Raw genomic sequence first — 22,802 nt, forward strand, 5'->3', positions numbered from 1 at the left:
TTTATCCCTCACTTACCATTATTTCATCATCATCACATTCTAAAAGGTACTTGTTACCTTCTCCGGTGATCACAAGCTCGCAAGCCGATTTAGCTTCCTGGATTATTTCACTCGCTAATTCATCCAATAAAATAACCGAGTTTTTATCGTGTTTATTAGGTCTGTAGCCATTATTGATATTAATGAGTAAAGACAATAAATTGATGTTTATTGGTAGTGCAAACTGTTTTGTTTTTAGCTTAAGTCGAGCATTAAACAACACACTGTTTGTGGCTGTATTTGCTTTTATTGCGTTCGAGTCCATTGATAAATCTGCAGGCGCTGCAACTTGGTAATCGCCAAAGTCGGACAATAGAAAATACTTTTTGCCTAGCTTAGGTGCATTGCGATTTATATAAGATCTTATTGCAGAAATTAGCGTGTCTCGATAAAAGGTTTTTAGTAAGGCCTTTTGCTCGGGATTATCTCTGTAGTCCTTGTGTAGCTGATAGATAGCAATGTATTTCTCTATGAGCGACTCGTTATAATCGTCAGCAAAGTTTATGTGATAATTATTAGCAAAATCATCATGCCTTAAAATATAAAATAATCTTAAGTATTGAATTCCACCAGATAGATTTTGAATACCAAATTGTTTAACTTTTTCTTTAAATTCAGAGAATTCACTGTTTGGCAAACCCAGATCATAAGCAAGAATGAAGCGGTCGATTTCTTTTGTCCTGTAATGGCCTGGGTCGAAATCTTCTATCTTGCTTGCTAGTTCATTGTCGCCACCGGCAAACAAGTTATCAAAAAGATAACCATCACCAACAAGTAACTCGTGGATGAAATCGAGCAATGCTCTTGCTGTTAAAAATTGATCGCGCATTAATCTGGCTTTAAATAACAGTTCAATGATGACTTGCTGTACAGAAGGAAGACTCAGCAATTCAAAGTTTGTAATAAGCCTTTTAGCATCTGGTTCATCATATTGTTTTTCTTTTTCTAAAAGCTGCCTGATGATGTTGTCTTGTGGTTGGGTAATTCTAACTAACAGTTGTTTAGCAAACTCTGAATTAAAGCCGTTTTCATGAATTTCAAATTTTGGATAGTCTTCAAAATTGATGAATTTAATTTGTTCGCTTTCGAATTTGTTATTTTCTAAATAACTGGCTATGGCAGATTTAACATCTGCATTTTGCCCTTCTTCGGCATAGTTACCCATCATGCCGGCATTGATACCAACAACTAGCGGGCATTGAGCAAGGAAAAAAGCATCAAACACCTTATCTAGTGTTTGTATTGCAGTGCCTTGAGGATCAAAACTATGAGTGGCATCGAGATGAAACGTAATTCTTTTACCAAACTTAAGTTTCGCTTTAGTTAGCAACTCTGACTTGCCATCACCACTACTTCCACACAAAAAAAGTAATTTTTTATCGTTAGCACCAAACGATGAAATGCATTTGTTTACTGTCTTTTCAATCGGCATTTCTATATATAAGTGCGACTTTACTTGATGATGTAGATTCGTTATGTCGTTATTTCGCTCGGTTGATACCGCATAAGGCGAAGCCATAGACATGACACTGAGTGCTTCTTTTAATCTCATAACGTTCCTGTTTGACCATCATGCTTCAAATGAATTTAAACTATGAATCGTGATACCACTTGTTAACAATAACAACTGATTAAAAATTAATATGCTATTAGGCATCAGTTTGTCTATTGCGCATGAAATGGCAGTACTAAGCGAATAGTGATTTGGTGAGCTAGTAAAATAACTGACGTAAATTTCGACAATTTAGAGAGAGGCAGAAATAATATTGAAATAGAAAAACTGGGCATTTTTTGCCCTCCCTATAAATGACGTAACTATCCTTGATGAACATAAGATACTGCTATATCTGATTTTTTCAAACAGTTTAAACCCATGTTTTTAAATAAACTTGAACATAAGTTCGATTTTAGCGTATTAAAACATTGAATCGTTCAAAAAAAGAACATCTTTTGATTTGTTAAATTTGACTCAATGCAGACCTTTGCACGCTTAACGCAGGTATTAAATGGCTCTGATTTTGTTAAATAACCCCACTTGAACCTTTGTTTAGGTCTGTCAATATTGCAGTTTGAATAATTACGATACTTAATCAAACTGCTTGTTTATAAAATCAATTTCATCATCAACCAGTGCAGGTTTTTGTTCATCTTCAAGTGGGCATGTTGTCACAATATCAACGTGTTCTAAATTGGCGCGTATTACATTAAATTCAGACTGCTTAGACAAGCAATTTAGTACATCTCGGCTAAATTCGAGCATGTATTGTTGCGACACCTTTAATCTGTTTTTTTGTGAAAGCAGTAATAACGTTGCATCACGTTTTAGCTTAGACAGTTGCTGGTCTTTTTTATCTTCATGATGTGACGCAATCACTAATAAAGAAGATATATACATTTGCTGTAACACATCATCATTTAGCTGTCTCATGGTAATTACCTCGCGGTTTTTTTACAAACCAGTATTGATCCCTTCACCGTCCGGTGCGACATAGAGCCACTCATCGTCTGCATTGTTATTGGTTGGCAAGTTAATCGTAAATGGTGGAGTGAAACGATCAAGTACATTGAAATTATCGTTGTAAGGGTCGACTACAGACTCTGCACTTAATAAGTTTATGTTAGCAACACAGTTTAGTGTGCCTTGTTGTATGCCTAAACTAGTCAGTAGGTTATTGACTAATCGGTTATCAATTAAATCTAGGCCCAAGATATCGAATGTTTTCGTTATTACTGTGTATGTAATAGAGCTCACTAAATCATCATTATCTTCAAGTTGGGTACCAATTGGGCAACAAATATCCCCAACCGTAACATCAACATTTGGCGTTAGCCCTGTTCGAGATAACAGACCAAACACGGTATCAACTAAAGGCTCAATCCCAGGAAGAAAACGGTCTAGAATATCCCCTTGAGACTCTGTACCTGCTGGACAGCTATCACATAAAGGATTATCTACCGGTGGTTCAACATTAATGACAGACAAGCCAACTTCAACCCCGACCAAACAACTGACATCGGCTTCGGCATCATTGACCTCAAACGATTCACATGGAGTACCAGTCACAACCCGTTGCGACATATAACGCGATTGAATATCGCTAATATCAACAGGGCATTGTAATGGCGTTGAACGATATAAATGACCAATAATACCGTCGTCCGATCGGCCAATGGCATAATTAGGCCCGCCTTGAAGCGCATGCAAATAACTCACGGCACCGGAAGCAGCAATGTTATCAACGCCTCGATTGTCTGAGGTTTCATCGCTAATTCCTTTAATACAAGGGTTACCAGTACAGTTAGGTGAATCGTAATAAACTGGTTCACGTGAGGTAAAACGGTCGTCCCTTACCCCTAAAATTGCCCGGTAGTTTTTGTGTGCAGGATCGGGCGCTAATGGTGCAACGCCGCCATCAATAAACGGTACAATTGGGGTTTCGTGCTCATTTAAACTGAGCATTTTACCTAACTTAACCCCATTACTGTCAGCAACGGTGATGTCTCTGTTTTGCTGTGCCACTTGAGATTTAACCAGCGCGTTTCTTACCGCCGATATACCCACAAAACTGCCAATAATTAAAATGGTTGTGATTAATATAAGCTCAATGGTCAGTACAAAACCAGCCTGCTTCCTTAACCTGGTTGATATGTTATTTATCATGGTGGCGGCCTCTTATAATGAATCGGCTAAAACGCTCAGCAAATCCATAAACTGAATTGCGGCGGGGAAAAAAACCAACACCAGAAACATCGGAAAACACACCAATAACATCGGCAATAATACTTCTAGCGACTTTCGATTAATTTTACTGTTTACCAATTGTTGGCGTTGCTGTTGTATTGCACTGAGTTGTGATTGCAGACAATTGATTAATGGTGAGCCAATTTGCAAACCAATGTTAATAATAGCCGCCAATTTATTCAGATTTTGCACCCCGGTTCGTTTGGCTAAATCCGCAAAAGCGCGTTGTCTATCACGACCTGACTCTAATTCTAAAGACAGCAGTAATAACTCATCTGCTAATGGGTGTTCTTTGGTTAAGCCATATTTTGCCGACAGCCTAAATGCCTGGCTTAAAGGCGTTCCGGATTGTAAATACACCACTAATAAACTGATAAAAAATTCTAATGATGCATCGATGCGCTGTTTTCTCATTTGGCGTTTTAACAGTAACCAGCCATCTAACATGAAAAAAGCAATAACGCTGACCAGAATGTGAAGCCATACCGGCATTGTCGGCATAAATTCAATCACCATGATAACGGCTGTAATCGCTAAACTGAGTTTAATAGACCAATACAGCAACCGGTTACGAAATACCGATAAACCCGCTTGTCTAATCAGGTTTGCTGGATAAATGTTGTCTAAAGGTAGTAAGTCACCAAAAGAAGTAATGTCATTGTCGTCGACACGAGTATTGTGGAATAAGTAAAATAACCAACAAGTTACAACCAATAACACGCCTAGAATAAGATCGGTAAAAAGTGATGAATTCATAAGTTGGCCTTTAATACTTTACGTAACCAAAAGAAGCCAATAATTTGTAATAACAACGCAGTGCTTAAGAAGTTAGCGCCATTAGGGTGCTCTAGTAATGGTGCAAACCAATGCTGCTCCTGCGACACAAACAATGGAATAAGTGCATAAGGCATAAGCCCACAAAAGAATGCCGCATAACGTGTGCCTGACATTTGGCTATTAATAAAGTGATACTGCTGAATACGTTGGCGCATAAGCTTAGTCACGGCTTGTAACATGGCATTAAAGTCGCTGCCGGTTTGATGCCTTGCTACCAATGCTTGAGCAAATAATCGGGTGCCTTCGGTGTTGTAGCGATTGACTAATCGATTAACCGATTGGCTGGCGTCATAACCCGATGACAACCGCGTGACAATTTCTGTCAGCTCTGCTTTTAATGGCCCTTTGGCTAAACTGGCTGCGGTTGAAATAGCTTGTAATGGTGACAACCCCGCTTGTAGCGATGAATGCATAGTATCCATTGCATCTACTAATTCAGTTTCTACCCGTTTGATACGCCATGTGACTAAGTCATCTAATACAAAATAACTACTGACTAATATGGCTAATGCCATGATCACCGCGATGCTTTGATGTTGAGGAAACGCCGTGTGAATCGCCATATAGGCACATATTGATAGGGTTAAAATACCAATCAACACACTAATGGGCGCTAAGTTAATGTCTAATAAACGTAATTTTTGGCGTATTCCGCTAGTTAGCTTGGTTTGTGGTTCGAGCTCTTGCGGCTTAGGTTGGGCATCGGCAAACCACCAAACCCTGGCACAAACAAGCATCACAGCAAATAAAATTACCAGTACAATCACTTCATACCAGGGCATAATCTACCTCCGAAAATAGCGAGTTAAGCTCGGTAACATCAAAACCTTTAGCTGCTATTTGTTCGCTTAACTGGCATTGCGTTGCACTGCAAACATGTTGGCCTACGATATGGTTATGGTCTGTTTGCGGTTGTTGTTGAAACTCAAATAGTGGTTTTACCTCCGTTATAGCTGCGGTTTGTATCACTTCACATACACTCACTACTCGACGGCTACCGTCTCTAAAACGTCTAACTTGAACAATGACTTGTATTGATGAACTGATCATATGATCAATGGTGTCACGGCATATTGCCGCTTCTTCCATTTGGGCCAATGAGCGCAGACGATTAATCACATCTTGTGGGTTATTGGCGTGCACAGTGGTTAGGCTTCCATCGTGGCCACAGTTCATGGCTTGGAGCATATCAAATACTTCACCGCCCCTGACTTCGCCAACAATAATGCGGTCAGCGCGCATTCGTAGTGCCGTTTTCACTAGGTCTCGTAATGACACCTCGCCATTACCCTCGCCGTTTGTTCCACGACTTTCCAGTGGAATAACATGCGGATGATGTAGTTGCAGCTCGCCCGTTTCTTCAATGGTGATAACGCGTTCGCTGTTAGGGATAAAGCCGGAAATCACATTAAGCAAGCTGGTTTTACCTGAGCCCGCACTACCAGCGATAACGATATTAATGCCTGCAATAACGGCTTTTTCTAGAAAGGTTAGAATGTCTTGGCTGATAAACCCACTAGACACTAATGTCTCTGCACTAATGGTTTCATGATGAAAACGGCGAATTGATACTACGGCGCCAATAGTACATAACGGTGGAATAACCGCATGTAAACGACTGCCGTCGGCCAATCTTGCATCTACCATAGGATTATTAGCATCTAACTGGCGACCTTGTGCACTTACGATTCGTTCAAGAAATCGTCTTAGGTGCGAGTCGTTATCGAACGCTTGAGTTGTTTTGCGCAATGCTCCGTGACGCTCAACCCAAATCGAAAAAGGACCATTAATTAAAATGTCGGTAACGGCTGGGTCTAACATTAATTCAGAAATCGGCCCTAGCCCTTGTAGTTCTTCAATAACTTGCTGGATAAGGAGCGCCTTATCTGCAGCGTTTAATGGCTGTTGTTGTTGCCCTGGCAATAAATCGATTAGTTGCTCAAGCTGCTGCTTAAGCTGAGTGGGTTGCTTTAAATGCAATGAGTCGTCGTTGTCCATATCATCAATTAAGCTGTTATGGAGCAGTTGCTTAAGTCGACGCATTTCATCGTTGGGGATTGATGAGATGTTCAATGTTGTTGGGGAAAAAATATTATGCTCGGAATTAAACATATCTCACCTCACTGCATTGTGACTTCCATTTGTGCGGATTACTCACGTTCAATACTGACCGTTTTGCGGCTATTACCACTGTGAATAATAATGTCTCTGTGCGTTTGGGCCATGCCCAATAACGGCTGGGTTCCGTTGGCAATATCGTAGGCGCTGTGTAATACAATAGACACAATATCGCTGGCACCAATGCTGGCAAGTGGATAAACATCTCCAGGTCTAACGGCCATGACTAGCGCTAATGCGCCATTGGATGAGCTGGCACTTTGGGCATTTAAACTGTCGATTGCCCCTTTGCTGTTATTGGTCTTTTTGGGCGGCTTAAGTACGCCGATTAATTGCACGTTGCGAGCAACGGTTCTGACACGTTTACGTCCGCGGACTAAAATATCGAATCGGTCGCCTTGATTGAGCTTGGCAAACGGCAGGCCTGTAGGTAATTGTGAAAGTGTGAATAACACCCGGCCCTCTGGTACTGCATACGATAACGATTTAACCGTGGGTAAAATGAGTTCGTTAGCAAACACCACATCACCTTTGCGTTTGGCAACATTAAGTACTTTGCCAAGTAACTGCTGTGGATTTTGTACACTTTGTTCAGAATCATCTTTATCTGTTTTTCTCCTTGTTAATACTGATGAAGTAATAGTGTCACCGGCTTTTAAATCTTGGCTTAACACTACCGCAGTGGTTGTAGATAAACGATCTACTTGACGAATACCCAGTGCTGATGCCAATACGCCGGAGGTGACGAATAGTGCAATGGCTATTGTCGTACTACCTGTGAATTTGCGTTTCATGATGCACCTCTGCGTTATGTTGTTAATCTAAAGATTAGGCGCCGATTGCCTCTGTGTGAGACAACCGACGTAGACTTAGATTAAATTAGTTATCTAAACTACCGTCAGCCTGAGAGGCCGAAGCAGCACCTGCACTAGGTGAATTTGAAATCAACACAGCTGATTCAGCGAAGTCGGTTGCAACAAACTGGAAGGTTGCACCATCACCTGCATTTACATCGACTGCATCGATAAAGCCTGAGCCACTGATTTCGGCCGTATTTTCAGCATTAATGATGCCGTCAAATGCGTAGCTTTGGTCTAATGAACCAATCGCTTCTGCAACATCCTCTAACTCAGCCGTTACCGAATCTCGCATTGTAGTAAGTCCTACTACTAAGCCTGCTGCCATGACAGTTGATAATAAAATCAACTCAGATGTCATAACAAAACCGCCTTGCTTCTTATTGTTTTTAATCATTGATTTAATAGATTTCATAATGTTTACCTCATTTATTAACTATCATGTTCACAGCCATCAACTGTTGTACTGTGAAAGTGGGTAGAGAATTAACTTGCTCTGTTACATTAAGAGGAATCTAGATACTGCTATAAACTGCCTCTGTATAAGTAATTGCGAACAACATGCCAATATAGGATATTCATAAGGTAAATTTTAAAATCGTTATTTGTCATGCACTTATGTTTTTAAAATTGATTTTTCATACAATGAGATTATCAACAGTATCGAATTGAAAATGGATATGAATTGCAGAGTGAATGGCAAAATGCGAAAAGTTGCAAATCTACTGTTAATCCAATTTTTACGCAGTCCATTAATTCAATAGCGTGACTCATGAACACTGGTTCTGTGAGTGTTATCAGTACGGTTATCAGTACGTTTGCATTCCATGCTTAACGCCTGAATCATCAATCGGATCTACATTCACCTGTCATTAGTAATTACATTGTTAGATAACTGAGGCCCTTATTAGCGACGGCTATTGTCGACGGCTTTAGCAGCACCATTGGTTTGCGGTTAGTGTTGCTGCATTTCTAAATGTTTGGCTCAAGGTGATAAGTGATTAAGGCCAATGTCATCCGTTATTACCGTGTTGCTATTGGTGCCAGGGATATCGGCTTGGGCATATTCTCTGAATGTGATTTTTTGTAGCCTACTGCAACAGCTAAGGTGCTAATTCATTTCAACGCGGTAATCACTTAACTGATACTGAGTGAGCTGTTGAGCTGTTGAGCTGTTGAGCTGTTGAGTAAATTTTTATAAATACTCTTACACAGAGCAAATCAATACGATATTTACTGGCTTATCGTTACCAACGGCAACGTTTTGGCTTAAGCGAATCGTTAGTCAGCTCTGTATTACAGATTAGAGCATTGGCCTAAAGCAAAAAGTCCCCATTTGGGGACTTTTACAGACTGAGTTATGACATTACAGACTACTTAACTGGACTCGACACTCGGGATGATCACTTAAATACAGCAGTCTCGACAAACTTTGTCGGTGTGCCGGCTGGTAACTCAGGGTATCGGCGTAAAAATGACACGCTTGCGACCAATTTGATTGTGCTTCGTGAATTAGTCCTAAGTGGTAACTGGTTCGCCATACTGGAGCGCCTAATCGGTCGGCGGTAGCAATCACGGCTTCGGCTTTTTCGTAACGACCTTCTAAATAATAACTTGCCGCTAATGTCGCATGCAGTTCAGGGTGATCCGGTTGTAACTGCACTTGTCGTTGTAATACGGTTCTTGCCAGGTTGATATTCCCCTCTTGCATGGCCAGTTTACTGCGCAAAATGGCTACTTCGGATACTGGTTGTTGTTGCGATAACAACCTATCTAACACCATTTGGCTATCAACATCACGACCAATTTGATGGTAAACAATCGCGGCTGTAAAACCAATTTGTTGGTGCTGTGGATAGGTCATTGATAATGCACCTAGGTCGTTCGACAAGCGTTCACAGTCACTAATAGCAGACTGATAACCTTGGCAATTAACACCATCGGTTTGATTTACATTGTATTGTTTTAACATCGCCGTTAACTGATCATCTGGTTGATATTCACGCTTAGTTTGGCTGGTACTACACGCACTGCTGACTAAGGCAACCACAATCACGGTACTGAGGCGGAAATGAGTTAAGGTCTTCATAATTAATGTCCTCTTTATAGTGACGAGTCAGCTAATGGAAATTGCATGCTTTGTAGCATTTCAGCTGATGTTTGGAATTGCCATAAGGCAACATCATGACGTGGCTCTCTTACCAGTGTTGGCGTCACAATAATAATTAACTCGCGGGCGGTATCGGCGTCAGACGATGACTCGGTTAACTTACCCAGCAACGGAACATCGTTAATACCCGGTACAAAGTCACGTGAATCGCTTATGTCACGGCTGACTAATCCACCGATGATTAATGGCTGTCCATCACGTAAGCGCGTACTGGTGGTCAGGTTTCTGACATTGAATGCACTAGTGGTTAATGATGACCCTGTGCTCGACGATATTTGTTGGGTTAACAAAGTGTCTGGTGTTGAAATACTAGGACTTAAATCTAAAGTGATTAAGTCGTTTTCATCCACCATTGCTCGTACTTCAAGCTGGATACCAAACGATTTAAACTCGGTGCCACTAAATACCCCTTGGCTATTACCCCCATTGGCACTACTAATTCCATTGGGTGAAAATGACGTTGGCACTGGCACTTCACCACCGGCTCGGAATACGGCTTTTTCTCCTGCTAAGACGGTTAACGTCGGACGAGATAATGTGCGTGAGATACCGTCTTTTTCTAACAATGAAAACAGTAAATCAAATGCAATCTCACTGCCGCCCACTTGGAAGTTGTTCACCAGTGCGCCACCTAATACCTGCAATGCATTTTCGACTTGGCCTGAACCCAGTGCTTGATTAGTTGCGCCATCTAAACCGAAATTACCGTCTGTTTTGTTGTAGCCTTGAGTGATCAATGAAAAGTCAGGACGCCATTGGGTTAAACTGCGACGATTCACTTCGTACATTTGAATCGCTACACGAACCTGGGGTAAATCGCGGACTTCGATGGTCGACAATAATCTACCATTCGCCATAGACAACAACTTGGCTCTGGCAATATTTGACTTCACATTGTTACTGCTAGATTTTGCATTACCGCCTCTATTTGATGACGAATTACTGCTTACCTGTTGGCTTGAGCTGATTAACCCACCCGACTCATTGGCGATAACGGTAATGTCATTACTGCCTGCTTCTATTTTTCCAGTGATTGAATTAATACGATCTCCAGTGAAAAGGCGCGATGCTAAATTTAATACTCTAACGAGGTCAACTTGGGTTTCAACCTGACCGCCTAGTAACAAGGTGTCGGCTTGATCATCAGGCATGTCGCCTTTTTGAATACGACTTACCGTGACTGATTCACCACCTAATTGAATAATGGCCTTTTTGACTTTTTCAATCATGCTCATTGGTAATACATCAACTTGAATTAAGTTGATAATAGCGGCGTGGCCTACACTCCCCCGATTAGACTTACGCAGTTGTTGCGACGGCAGACGAATATTAGGACTTAAGTCGGCCAAAAAATCGGTAGGTGATTTCATGATTAAACTATTGTTATCGTTGATACGGTTTTTACCTGCATCTAAGTAATGACGAGCGGCAGTTTCAGCGGCTAATTTATATTTTACCGTTGGCACTCGGCCCCTAAGTACCAGAGCTGCGCGATCAGGTGCTAATGTTAGGCGAATTTTAGGGTGAATATCACTGAGCGCTTGCCTTAACACACTCAAGTCTTCTGTGACACTGAATAGAAACGTTTCAGAGGTGTCGTCGGTATACCAAACAATAAGGCTGGTACGGCCCACTTTTTTTGCCAGTGCCAGTACTTCATTTTTATCGAGTACTTCAACTTGCATAATGGCATCTTGGCCAATGGCTACGCGTGAAATGCTTTTTTTAAACACCAAACGTGAATGAGTCCACTGGACCATTTCTCGGATCATACTGGACTGGCGGCCATCTGCTGTTTCAATAAAATCTAGGCCTTTAGTGCCAGAAAATACTGACATGCTCACTAGCAACAAACAGATTGACGTTACACAGAGAGATTGTTTCATGGTTCACCCCTTAACATTTAACGCGTCATTTAAGACAGTACAATGATTAATGCAGGAAGCTGGCCACAAAATTAAAAATATATTAGTTATTTTAAAACAGTAGGTTAGATAGTTATTTATCGTTATTAAATGTTCTGACTTACATTACTCTCAAATCGATTCGCATTTTGCGACGCACTTAGGGGGATGAGCCTAGCAATTTGAATAGCTTTTCAAATGGCAAAAAAAAGTTACCGATTAAGGTAACTTTTAAAGGTTTAGAAAAGACTATTAACTCTCAGCCCAGCTTTTCATTTTTCGATAAATAGTTGATGCGCTAATGCCTAAATAAGCTGCTGCTAGTGGAATATTACCGTCACATTGGTCAATGGCTGCTTCAATGGTATTTTTCTCTACTATCCAAAGCTGAACAATATTATGTGGTGAAGGTTGTTGGGTATTAACGCTATTGGTTGAGGTTCTGGCCGTGATATTAGTGGTTGTTTGATTCGGCTGAATACCATGGTTATTGGTAGGATGGCTGACGATTGAATGACCAAAATTACCTGGTAACATGCCCTGCTGTACAGTCTGACCATCATAGATCACCACGATATTTTCGATCACATTTTGCAATTCACGAATATTACCAGGCCAATCGTATTGCATAAAGGTATGCTTAACGTCAGCACTAAAGTCAGTAAATTGTTTATTATTCTCAGCCGTTTTAGACTGCAAAATATGATTTGCTAGCAATAAAATATCATCGCCACGCTCACGTAATGGCGGCAACATAACCGGGATAACATTGAGTCGATAGTACAAGTCTTCCCGAAAACGCCCTTCACCGACTTCTTCTGCCGGATTACGGTTCGTTGCACAAACGATGCGGACATCACTTTGTTGCAGATCGTTACTGCCCACTTTGCAAAATGTACCCGTTTGTAAAAAACGCAATAATTTTGCTTGCAAATTTAATTGCATTTCACAAATTTCATCTAAAAATAGCGTACCACCATTGGCGACTTCGACAGCACCTTTACGATCCGTTAATGCGCCACTGAATGCGCCTTTAACATGACCAAAAAACTCTGACTCAAATAGCTCTGCAGGAATAGCCGCACAGTTAATGGCAATAAATGGACCTTGCTCGCGAGCACTGGCCTGATGCAAACCAAGAGCACACACTTCTTTACCTGTACCGCTTTCACCGGTTACAAACACACTGGCTTTACTGCGTGCAGCACTTTCTAATAAGCGAAAAACGGTATGCATTGATAACGATTCACCAATAAAGTTCATTCGCTCGAGCGAGGTTGCTTCTGGCTCTACAGTAATGGTTTTTATGTCTTGATTTTGTTGCTTAACAGCATTACCTACTGATGTGGTTAGGCGTTCTGAAGTAAACGGTTTTTCAATAAAGTCATAGCCACCTAAGCGCATTGCATCAACGGCAACATCGATAGAACTGTTTGAAGTGATGATAATCACTTTGGCTGAGGTGTCTTGATTATTGACGTATTTCAATACTTCTAAACCACTAATGTCGGGTAAACAAACATCTTGCACTAATACAGCAGGCATTTTTTCTTTAATCGCCACGAGTGCAGAATAACCATCGACAAAATGTTGCGTATCAAAACCGGCCTTTTTCAATTGGCTGCAATATAACGCTCCACTAGAGAGGCTGTCTTCAACTACGTATACGAGCGGTTTATTGTGTTCATTCATTACCGACCTTCCCTACTCGACTAACGAGTGAATATGCACGTTAAATACATTGAGTGTTTCAACTAAAATAGCTATTAACTGCTGAGTTTGTGGGATAAACGCTTGGCCAATTTCTATTTGATATACCAGACAGGCACTTTTCGATAAACGTTCTGCTCCATATAATGCAGCAGTGTTCTTCAGGATGTGCGTCACGTTATTAATCTCTTGGTATTGTTGTTGCTCTACTGCCGTTTGCAGATTTAAATGCAATTGAATTAATTCTTGTTCAAATAAATTAAGCAAATGTTGATAAGTTTCAAAACCTAAATCGGACAATAAATTGTCTAAGGTACTTCGCTGCATGATTGGGCATGCTGTTATTGCTGTGGGTTCTAACATTGTTCACCTCATGGTGGTTTATATAACCACTGCGTTATAAGCATAATGAGCAAAAAGCATTAAAGTCGCGTTTTGGCTTGTCTTATAGGGTAAACGCAAGAGTTACGCCAAGATAAAGGAAACAATTTTACCGTTATTATTCAGTGAATTAATTAACCTCATATTATAAACAAAGGCTACTTAATTTACAGTCGCATATTGATTCGCATTTTGCAAATCAATATGCAGCTTCAGTATCTACAAAAATAGTTTGGTCATAAACGATAAACAAAATATGTTAACTCCATAGGCTAAGGTTCTTTTCTAATGTTTGTGGTTTACCCAATAAGTAACCTTGGACGACATCGCACCCAAGCTGACTTAATATTTGCAGCTGGCTTTCTGTCTCGACGCCTTCTGCGACAATATGTAATCCAAGTCGTTGCGCCATGGCGATAACGGCGCTGCATAAAGTGAAATCTTCATTATTGTCTGCAATGCCACTGACAAAGCTGCGATCTATTTTTAGGCCGTCAATATTGAATTTTCGCAATAAACTTAATGAGGCGAACCCAGTCCCAAAATCGTCCAGCCACACTTGTACATCTTCTTGTTTAAAGGCATTAAACACTTTACAAATGGTTTGGGGATCGTGAATGAGTGCGGTTTCGGTTAATTCTAATTTAACGGCAGACGGCGGGATTTGGAGTTCGATAATAAGAGACATGAGTTGTTCATAAACATTAGTATGCAGCAACTGAACTGGGGATACATTCAACGATAAACAAATGTTTTGCATGCCCTGGTTACGCATGCGCTTTAAATCTAGCAATGCTTGTTGAAATATCCAACTCCCTAGCTCTAAGATTTGTCCACTTTGCTCAGCACAAGGGATAAAGTCACTGGGCGAAATAACCCCAAACGTTGGCGAGTCACATCGAACCAATGATTCAAAGCCGACAATCCGACCTGTTTGCACTGAAATAAGCGGTTGATACACCATGCTGAAACAATGTTGTTTTAATGCCTCCTCTATAACGTCGGTAAGGTCATTCCAATTTGAGTTACTTGCATCTTCATTGATCACAGTTTGTTTTTGGGGATACATATCTGACTCCAAAACGATTAATACCTATGTGGTAATTAATAGACAGCAAGAGTCGAGCCAAAAAAACGATTATTAATCAATCGATAAATCACTGATATATAAAGCAATAACTGCAATGAAATTAGTTAAGTTATTTTAGGTAGTAACTTGCCATTCTGTTTGCAAAATGCAACTCAAATTACAAAGCAAACAGATGACTACTGTAGGAATTTAGACAGGGTTTGTAAGAAGTGAACTTTGTTAATCGGTTTTGAAACATAATCGCCCATACCGGCATCCATAAAGCGTTTTTTATCCCCTTCCATAGCATTGGCGGTAAAAGCAATGATGGGCGTTTTTTTGCATAAAGAGTCTGCACGAATGAGTGTAGACGCGGTAATGCCATCCATTCTTGGCATATATATATCCATTAAAATAACGTCGTACTTTAGTTTTTTGGCCGCTTCAACGGCCTCTATTCCATCATTAACAATATCAATATTACATTGCAGTTTATCGCACATCGCTTGCATCACTAGTTGATTAGTCTTGTCATCATCGGCGAGCAATATTTTGACATTTCTATCGCGAAGATTGAGATTGCTAATTAATGTTGCTGAGTTATATTCAACCGGTTTAGCTAGGGTAAACGGTATACCAATAATGATTTCGGTACCGCTTTGTTCTTGGCTGTTTATGGTTAATGTCCCTTGCATTAACTTAACTAAATTATTACTGATTGCTAAGCCAAGCCCAGTACCTGAGCTGTGTTTTATTGCACTATTATCGACTTGAGTGAAGGGTTCTAAGATGTGATTCAGCATCGTTTCAGGAATACCAATACCGGTGTCGGTAATGGTAATTGTCACGCTCACTTGAGTATCTGAGACTACATCGTATGTTGCGGTTAAGTTTATACTTCCCACTTTGGTGAATTTGATCGAATTTGATAATAAATTAAGCACTAATTGGCGTATGCGGCCTGGGTCACCGAGCAAACTTAACTCTTGTTCAGGTAATGATAAATTAAGCGATAAACCACTCGCCTCAGCATTTGTATTCATTAAGCTGCAGGCAGATTGCAGTGTGGTCGTTAAATTAAAGGGTTCAGAGACTAAGGTTAACTTACCGGCTTCCATTTTGCTGACATCTAAAATGTCGTTCAATATTTGCAGTAGGCTATTAGATGAATCTTGCATTGTGGTTAAATAAAATTGTTGCTGCGAATTAAGCTCTTCATCGTCAACCAACACATCCAAAAGGCCAATAATACCATTTAATGGGGTTCTGACTTCGTGACTGACATTGGCTAAAAATTTTGATTTAACTACGTTAGCCGTTTCTGCTTTTTGGCGCGCTTCGATGAGTTGTAGTTCTTTGCGTTTCAACTCAGTTATATCGGTATGGAACCCAACAATACCGCCATCTCGCATTGGTCGTTCAACCATTTTAATCCAACGGCCGTCATTGAACTCAATAATCCGCTCAGGTTGCTGCTTACGTAGGTCATCTACATCTAGAAAATCAGGTTGTTTAACTAAACTGCGTACTGTGGAGTTTTTTCGTAATTCTTGATAACTAATGCCTTCGTGAACAATATCAGCCAGTTCAGGATAAAGCGAAATAAAATTTTGATTATACACCGCCACTTTTTGCTGATTATCAAAAATGATAAATCCATCAGCTAATGCTTCAATCGCATCACGAAAACGTCTTTCATTCCTAACTTGATTAACTGATAAAATATGTAACATTTTACGTAAGTTAGCCGGTAATCGAAGCAAGAAATACATCAGCATGGCCAGGCAGCCACCAGCAAAAATGTATAGCGTATAATGCCACCAAGAGTCGTTAGTTGACTCATCCGGAGTTAAATGTTCAATAATATCAGCTTGCGAAATTACATGTTGATTGTCTGTTTGTACGGCAAGGAATAGGCTCGATGCCAGTACAATCAAACTGATTGAAAAAGCCACGGCTCTGCGGGTCCATAGCGGCGATGGTTTCGTGAGTAAGCTGATTAACCTTTGAGTAAATGAGCTTTGCTTGTCGGTTGCTATTTCTGCACTGCGTTGACGGATCAGGCTTTCAATTACTTTACCAAAATCTTGCAGATGCTGTTTGTCGCTATAACTAAATTGTCTTGGTTTAGTGTCGATAATGCACAAGGTGCCAATACGATGACCACCAGCAGTTTGCAAAGGAAATCCTGCATAAAAACGAATTTTAGGGCCATCTAAAACTAAGGGGTTATCAGCAAAGCGTTGGTCTTCTAAGGTATCTTCAACAACAAATACATCACTGGAATGAATAGCATGGCCACAAAAGGACTCTGCTCTACCTGTTTCGCAAGCTTCTAAGCCTTGTTTAGATTTGAACCATTGTCTATTTTTATCAACCAAACTGACCAAACAAATTGATACATTGAAGTAGGCTTGGACAAAACGAGTCATGTGATCAAACTGCTCTTCTGGAAACGTATCCAGCAAATTCAACTCAAGTAATGCCTTAAGCCTGTTTGCTTCATCAATTGTCGGCTGTGGTTGATCCATATTAGGTCCCTAGAATTATCAAACATCAATAACACTCTATATTACTATCAGTGCTATCGCTATATAGAGTTGATTTGTATGCACAAATCATTGAGACAACCGTTATAAGCCATTTAATTGATCTAAGGTATATTGGAGTTTATCTAACTTACTCCGCTTAACACTATTGGTTGAATTCAAATAGCGTTGGAGTAACTCATACAAGCTGTCTCGATTGATGGGTTTTGCTAGATAATCATTCATTCCTGCTTGAATAAAACGCTTTTTATCACCATGAATAGCATTAGCCGTCACGGCTATAATCGGTGTTTGACTGAATATCTCTCGACCAGAACGAATTTTTTCTGTCGCGGTAATGCCATCCATAACAGGCATTTGAATATCCATAAGGATTAAGTCGGTTTTGTGTTCAGCTAAGTAGTTCAATGCTGCTTGGCCATTTTCAGCACAATGAACCTCACAACCCACTTGAACCAGTAATTGACTTAACACTGCCTGATTGTTGATGTTATCTTCAACGATTAATACATGCTTATCAGTAAACTGCAGTGCCAGTGATGCTGGAAACCCACTCTCGCATGAATGAGTTAACTCTAGGTTAACCAAAGGATCATCTAATAACTCTAATGCCCAACTCAAATGTGATAATTTAAATGGGCCATTAAGCTGAATTTCGTTTTGATTGTTATACACAAAACTACTCTCTTGGCCGAGTAAGTCTATTGAAAGAAAACACACTTTGGTTGATTTAAGGTTATTGATGGCTTGCAAATAATCACGACAAGACTGCAATTGATTTGGGTCTGTTAACACAATAATATCGACATTATCTGCTAGCTGTTGTGGTAAATCAGTCGGGTTGTTAAACGCACTATAAGTGAGACTGTAATGCTGCAACATATTGTAAACGGCTGGATTTAAGCTGTTATTTTGACCGACAACCCAACAATGTGAATATTTATTATTATTAATAATTTTGGCGGTTGAATCACAAATTTTAGGCTCAAGCTTCAGCGGAATTTCAACAATAAAACGACTACCTACCCCAAGAGTCGATTTAACACAAATATCACCGCCCATCGCTTCACAAATCTGACGACAAATTGCCAGCCCTAAGCCACTACCACCATAAACACGAGTTGATGAGGTGTCTGATTGCATAAACGCTTCGAACATCTGTTCAATTTTATCCGCCTCAATACCAATCCCCGTATCTTGAACGGTTATCTGTAAGGTGAGTTGGTCATCATTATTCATGTAATTAACCGATACAACGACCTCCCCTTGGGGGGTAAACTTAACGGCATTGGCCAATAAATTAATTAATATTTGCCTGATACGGGCTTTATCACCAATGATAGCTAGCGGCACTGTTGGCATAATATTTAAGATAACTGATAAGCCTTTTTCTAAAGCTGGGCCAGATACGATATCAATCGCTTCTTCAAGGCAACGATCAAGCTTAAAAGGTTCATTAACAATATTTATTTTACCGGCTTCAAAACGAGAATAGGTCAGGACATCATCTAAGATACTCAATAATGCATCACTACTGGTTCTTATCATGTCTGTAAAGCGTGTTTGCTCACGGGTTAAGCCGCTTTCGAGCAGGATATCAGCAGAACCAATCACTGCGTTCAGTGGTGTACGAATTTCATGGCTTATATTGGCCATAAAACGACTTTTAGCTTCGGATAATTGCTCTGCTTGATATTTAGCTTCTTGTAAAACTTTTAACGCTGCCCTGTTTTCGCTAATGTCGGTTTGTACCGCAATAAAGTGGCTTATGTTGCCAGTGCTATCAACCACCGGACTGGTATTAATGTTGACCCAATAAGGTTCGCCATGACAATTGTAATTAATAATGTCGGTTTGAAAGCTTTTACCTTGGCGTAACGCCTCTGACATTAAGGTTATTGTTTGAGGATTGCTGTCTTTACCTTGCAATAAATGACCCGGTTTTTTACCCATAATATTTTTTAAGATATAACCGGTGCTTTCTTCAAAACTTTTATTCACCCACTCAATGAATCCCTCGCGATTGGTTATCACCACTAAATTTTTGGTATGGCTGGCCACTAACGATAAACGCTTAACATAGTTTTGTTGATGAAGTAGTTGTGCTTGTATATCTTTATGTTGCTGAATTTCAAACAGCGAACCGATGTAACCACCGTCACCGTCTTGCACTAACTTTAATTCAAACCAGTGATGCTGACCGTTTAATAACTTAAGTTGAACTTCAATAATGGTTGGGACATTGTTACGGCTGTAGGCTAATTTATGTAGACACACTTCAAGTAATGCCAGTTGCGTTGACGAACTGATTAACGAACACAAATTCATTTTATCTAACGACTCACGATCATAACCTAATCGCTTTTTCCATGCGGGATTGGTATACGTTAATTCAAGTTGGTCATTACATTCAAAAATGCATTCATCTAAAAGTTCGAGTAATTTAGTTTGACGTTTTTGTGCATGAGAGAGTTTTTCAACAAGTGCATATTGAATTTGAACTTGTTGCTCATCCCTGGATTCATCAGCCATGATTAGCCGCCTTTATTGGTTAGCTTAAGTCGTTCGAATGACACTACTTGGGTATATGGTGGCAACACATCTTCGCTATAAACTGACTGCACAGACGGCTTATTAACGACAATGGATAATCAATTCCTACGTTGTCGTATCAGAGTGAATGTATTTTATATAACAAAGCTTTTATTGCAGCTGCCATTGAACTAAAAACTTTTCTAATGCCAATTTAGTGACTGGTTTTTCTAAATAATGGGTAATACCTTTACTGAACAGGTGCTGGATTTCATCGGGCTCAGTGAGCCCGGTTAACGCCACTTTAGGGGTTAGCCGATTCATTGCGTCATCGTTAACCAGTCTTTGTGCCACATCGCTGCCATACAACCCTGGCATACGTTCATCGAGCAGAATTAAATCAAATGTTTGTTGCTGTGCTAGCGCTAACGCTGAATTGCCATCATTCGCCGACACCACTTTACAGCCGAGCTTTTCAAGCATGGCTTGGGTAGCAACTTGACTAGGAATACTGTCGTCGGCAACGAGTATAGATAATGGCTCTGGTGAAGCTTGCTTGTTAATCATGTTAATAATATCCGTATCATAAAATGGCCAAAACAAAGTTGAGGTTGGGCTAACATCGGTATCTGGAGCATTGACAATGTTACATAATGTCAGCTTGATAACGTCATTGTTATTATCAATATCATTGGTGGTTTTAGACTCCTCGTCAATTAAATCTACACTCAACGCAGACTTCATTTTCAAATGAGTAAAATTAACCAACGAAAATTTAATATACGGCGCTAAGACAGCATTAATCTTGTTCGATCCACTCCGTAATTCGATGAATTGATGAGGAATCGACACTGGCTGAGAAAAAAAGGCTTTCTCTGGTGTGGTGCAGATAGCGGCAATGTCGGTGTTTGTATCAGCATAAATGGCAAGCTCTAAATGCTTACTTTTAGCTGCAACGATCAGCACAATTTTTTCATCCGCGACTTGTAGCACTTGTTTTATCAGTTCACTCAATTGCTGATGCATTAACGTCGGATCGGACTGATATACCGCACTGTAATAGCCTGTTTTATTGATTAAACAAGGTTGAATAGTTTTCCCATGCTCGGCTAATTCTTTAGCGAGCACACATTGAATGAATTCAAGTAATTCAATTTTAATACTCATAACGAACTGCCTCTTTGCTCTCTACCGACAACGAAGAAGCAGCAATTTGTACGCCACTCATACAGAGGCAATCTAACACATTGTTATTAGGCAATAATTTCCAACATCAACCAACATTGGAGAGTCTATGGGTATTTGGTTTGCATGTTGAGACGCAATTTGAATTGCATTATGCAAATCAAATTGCAAAGCGGGCATTATCCACCAAAGCAAAAGAGATAAAATAAGGGACACAAATGGCAATATCTGTCCCAGAAGACTCAACAATGCTAGCAAATGACGTTAGCTAGGTGAAAACAAGTCTTGGCCGAGACTGATTTTCTATAGATAAACATTAAAGCAAAGACCGCATTAATCGGCCTTTGTTTGTAACATTGGAAATGACACCATTCTCAAACTAACTCATACAAGCTACTAACTTACATCGTTACCCCATAGAGATAGGTGCCTACTGTTAACCATTCTGCTTATCAAACGCTAGCCCTAAAGGTTCAAAATATTCCATCATGGCTTGATATATTTCACGGCAGTGTTGTGCGTCGGGATAAGCGCCATGCTTAGCTAGTGGCGAGTCGATAGTACTGTTAACCAGGTACGGATTGGATATATTGGCATAATCTTGTGAATACATTTCAATGCAAGATTCAAAGGCGCGCGCCATCATTTCGGTCGGTTTAGCAAAGTAATGGCAGCGTTGCTGTTTATCGAGTGCGATGGAGCGACGCACATAGTCGTGTGGCTCTTGGCCGTTGGCGCTCAGCAAGGTCACTTTAAATAAGCTAGAGAGTTTATTATTCAACGGGTGAGCGATTATGGATTTATCGGCCAGCCAATTGTCGCTGGCACAAGCAAATAAATTGGCACGACTTAAGTTAGCCCGAGTTGTAGTGGTAGTTTGCTCTGATATTACAAGCGACGACAAATACGGGTCTAATATACTGTCGTCGATAAACATTTTATCGGCGATATAGTGATCGAATGCATGCCAAAATTCATGAGCTAACGACCCTGCTCCGGCATTTTTGGCTAATGCCAGTTCCCGGTATGCTGGTGCATAATGAGCTTGCACACCTTTTTGGCCGCCATGGCCAAAGGCAAAGCGTAAGCTACCGCGTAAACCAATCAACTCTGGCGGTACTGCTAATATGTTGGCTAAGTCGGCTAGTGAGTCAAATATCAAATTAGCCGCAAGTGCCGACTCCTCACGGTTAACCCATTTTCCAACACGGATATGCTGCAAACCAAAAGTGTGTTTAATGTCGAGAAAACTGACCGAATCGCCATTACGATAGTCGGGCCCGATACGTTCAAAATGACGTTGATGATTTAATAATGAATGATGTGAAGCCAAACATACCTCTATTGTCACTAAAGCGATTGCCAAAAATGTTTACACAAAAACCAATGCTGAACCTAGTGACTAATTATGCCATGTTTAACGCCATAAACCGCCCTATAAAAATAAAGTGATAGTAAAAAACACCGCTAACGTAGGCTAATGCCACCAGCACACGACTAGAATAACTATTCATAATTATGCAAAAATAAAAGTATTACCCTCGGTAAATTTTTAACCTTCACTCACTTTAATGCATATTTACTCAAAATAAGTCTGCGCAGGTTACATAAAAGCGACCTATAAACACCGAGTTTATGTTACTGAGCAATTAAGTTGCCTATTACGATACTCATTAAGTGACCTATTACGTCCACCAGCATTTTATGGA

Annotated in this window: 17 protein-coding genes; all 17 read right to left on the reverse strand. The window is 40.2% G+C overall.

Annotated elements, in window-relative coordinates; translation table 11 throughout:
- Nucleotide 1: 1 nt before the first annotated feature.
- The 17 genes from dptF to H5125_RS02765 all read right to left on the reverse strand — a co-directional run bounded on the left by dptF (nt 2) and on the right by H5125_RS02765 (nt 22,426).
- Nucleotides 2-1,591 carry a DNA phosphorothioation-dependent restriction protein DptF gene (gene dptF, locus H5125_RS02685; protein WP_182743477.1) on the reverse strand — a complete coding sequence of 530 codons (1,590 nt, stop codon included), beginning with the start codon at nt 1,589-1,591 and terminating at the stop codon, nt 2-4.
- 534 nt (nt 1,592-2,125) lie between these two features.
- Nucleotides 2,126-2,467: a hypothetical protein gene (locus H5125_RS02690; RefSeq protein WP_182743478.1), complete on the reverse strand. Its 342-nt coding sequence runs from the start codon at nt 2,465-2,467 to the stop codon at nt 2,126-2,128.
- Between the two features lie 21 nt (nt 2,468-2,488).
- Nucleotides 2,489-3,700, reverse strand: coding sequence for a hypothetical protein (locus H5125_RS02695; RefSeq protein ID WP_182743479.1), 1,212 nt, complete (start codon nt 3,698-3,700; stop codon nt 2,489-2,491).
- 12 nt (nt 3,701-3,712) lie between these two features.
- Nucleotides 3,713-4,537, reverse strand: coding sequence for a type II secretion system F family protein (locus H5125_RS02700; protein ID WP_182743480.1), 825 nt, complete (start codon nt 4,535-4,537; stop codon nt 3,713-3,715).
- Nucleotides 4,534-5,400, reverse strand: coding sequence for a type II secretion system F family protein (locus H5125_RS02705; protein WP_182743481.1), 867 nt, complete (start codon nt 5,398-5,400; stop codon nt 4,534-4,536). The genes H5125_RS02700 and H5125_RS02705 overlap by 4 nt, the downstream gene beginning before the upstream one ends.
- Nucleotides 5,387-6,730, reverse strand: coding sequence for a CpaF family protein (locus H5125_RS02710; protein WP_182743482.1), 1,344 nt, complete (start codon nt 6,728-6,730; stop codon nt 5,387-5,389). The genes H5125_RS02705 and H5125_RS02710 overlap by 14 nt, the downstream gene beginning before the upstream one ends.
- A 38-nt stretch (nt 6,731-6,768) precedes the next feature.
- The gene (locus H5125_RS02715; RefSeq protein ID WP_182743483.1) at nt 6,769-7,530 is read right to left on the reverse strand and encodes an SAF domain-containing protein; all 762 of its coding nucleotides are present in this window, start codon (nt 7,528-7,530) and stop codon (nt 6,769-6,771) included.
- An 85-nt stretch (nt 7,531-7,615) separates the two neighbouring features.
- The gene (locus tag H5125_RS02720; protein ID WP_101087119.1) at nt 7,616-8,008 is read right to left on the reverse strand and encodes a hypothetical protein; all 393 of its coding nucleotides are present in this window, start codon (nt 8,006-8,008) and stop codon (nt 7,616-7,618) included.
- Between the two features lie 951 nt (nt 8,009-8,959).
- Nucleotides 8,960-9,682, reverse strand: coding sequence for a tetratricopeptide repeat protein (locus H5125_RS02725; protein ID WP_102037622.1), 723 nt, complete (start codon nt 9,680-9,682; stop codon nt 8,960-8,962).
- A 14-nt stretch (nt 9,683-9,696) separates the two neighbouring features.
- Nucleotides 9,697-11,649 (reverse strand): pilus assembly protein N-terminal domain-containing protein, encoded by a 1,953-nt coding sequence (locus H5125_RS02730; protein WP_182743484.1) that lies wholly within the window; start codon nt 11,647-11,649, stop codon nt 9,697-9,699.
- 270 nt (nt 11,650-11,919) lie between these two features.
- Complete coding sequence (locus tag H5125_RS02735; protein WP_182743485.1) at nt 11,920-13,359, reverse strand: sigma-54 dependent transcriptional regulator; 1,440 nt, start codon at nt 13,357-13,359, stop codon at nt 11,920-11,922.
- Nucleotides 13,360-13,371: 12 nt separating this feature from the next.
- Nucleotides 13,372-13,740 (reverse strand): Hpt domain-containing protein, encoded by a 369-nt coding sequence (locus H5125_RS02740; protein ID WP_162023198.1) that lies wholly within the window; start codon nt 13,738-13,740, stop codon nt 13,372-13,374.
- A gap of 277 nt (nt 13,741-14,017) precedes the next feature.
- A complete protein-coding gene (locus tag H5125_RS02745; protein ID WP_220487207.1) occupies nt 14,018-14,827 on the reverse strand; it encodes a bifunctional diguanylate cyclase/phosphodiesterase in 810 nt (269 codons plus the stop codon).
- Between the two features lie 197 nt (nt 14,828-15,024).
- The gene (locus H5125_RS02750) at nt 15,025-17,358 is read right to left on the reverse strand and encodes an ATP-binding protein (protein ID WP_182743486.1); all 2,334 of its coding nucleotides are present in this window, start codon (nt 17,356-17,358) and stop codon (nt 15,025-15,027) included.
- A gap of 102 nt (nt 17,359-17,460) precedes the next feature.
- On the reverse strand, nt 17,461-19,908 hold the full coding sequence (locus H5125_RS02755; RefSeq protein WP_182743487.1) for a PAS domain-containing hybrid sensor histidine kinase/response regulator: 2,448 nt from the start codon (nt 19,906-19,908) through the stop codon (nt 17,461-17,463).
- Between the two features lie 171 nt (nt 19,909-20,079).
- Nucleotides 20,080-21,075, reverse strand: a complete 996-nt coding sequence (locus H5125_RS02760) for a response regulator (protein ID WP_242445142.1) — start codon at nt 21,073-21,075, stop codon at nt 20,080-20,082.
- 454 nt (nt 21,076-21,529) lie between these two features.
- On the reverse strand, nt 21,530-22,426 hold the full coding sequence (locus tag H5125_RS02765) for a CLCA_X family protein (RefSeq protein ID WP_182743488.1): 897 nt from the start codon (nt 22,424-22,426) through the stop codon (nt 21,530-21,532).
- Nucleotides 22,427-22,802 lie beyond the last annotated feature (376 nt).

The sequence above is a fragment of the Shewanella sp. SR44-4 genome, assembly GCF_014163715.1.
Lineage (GTDB): Bacteria > Pseudomonadota > Gammaproteobacteria > Enterobacterales > Shewanellaceae > Shewanella.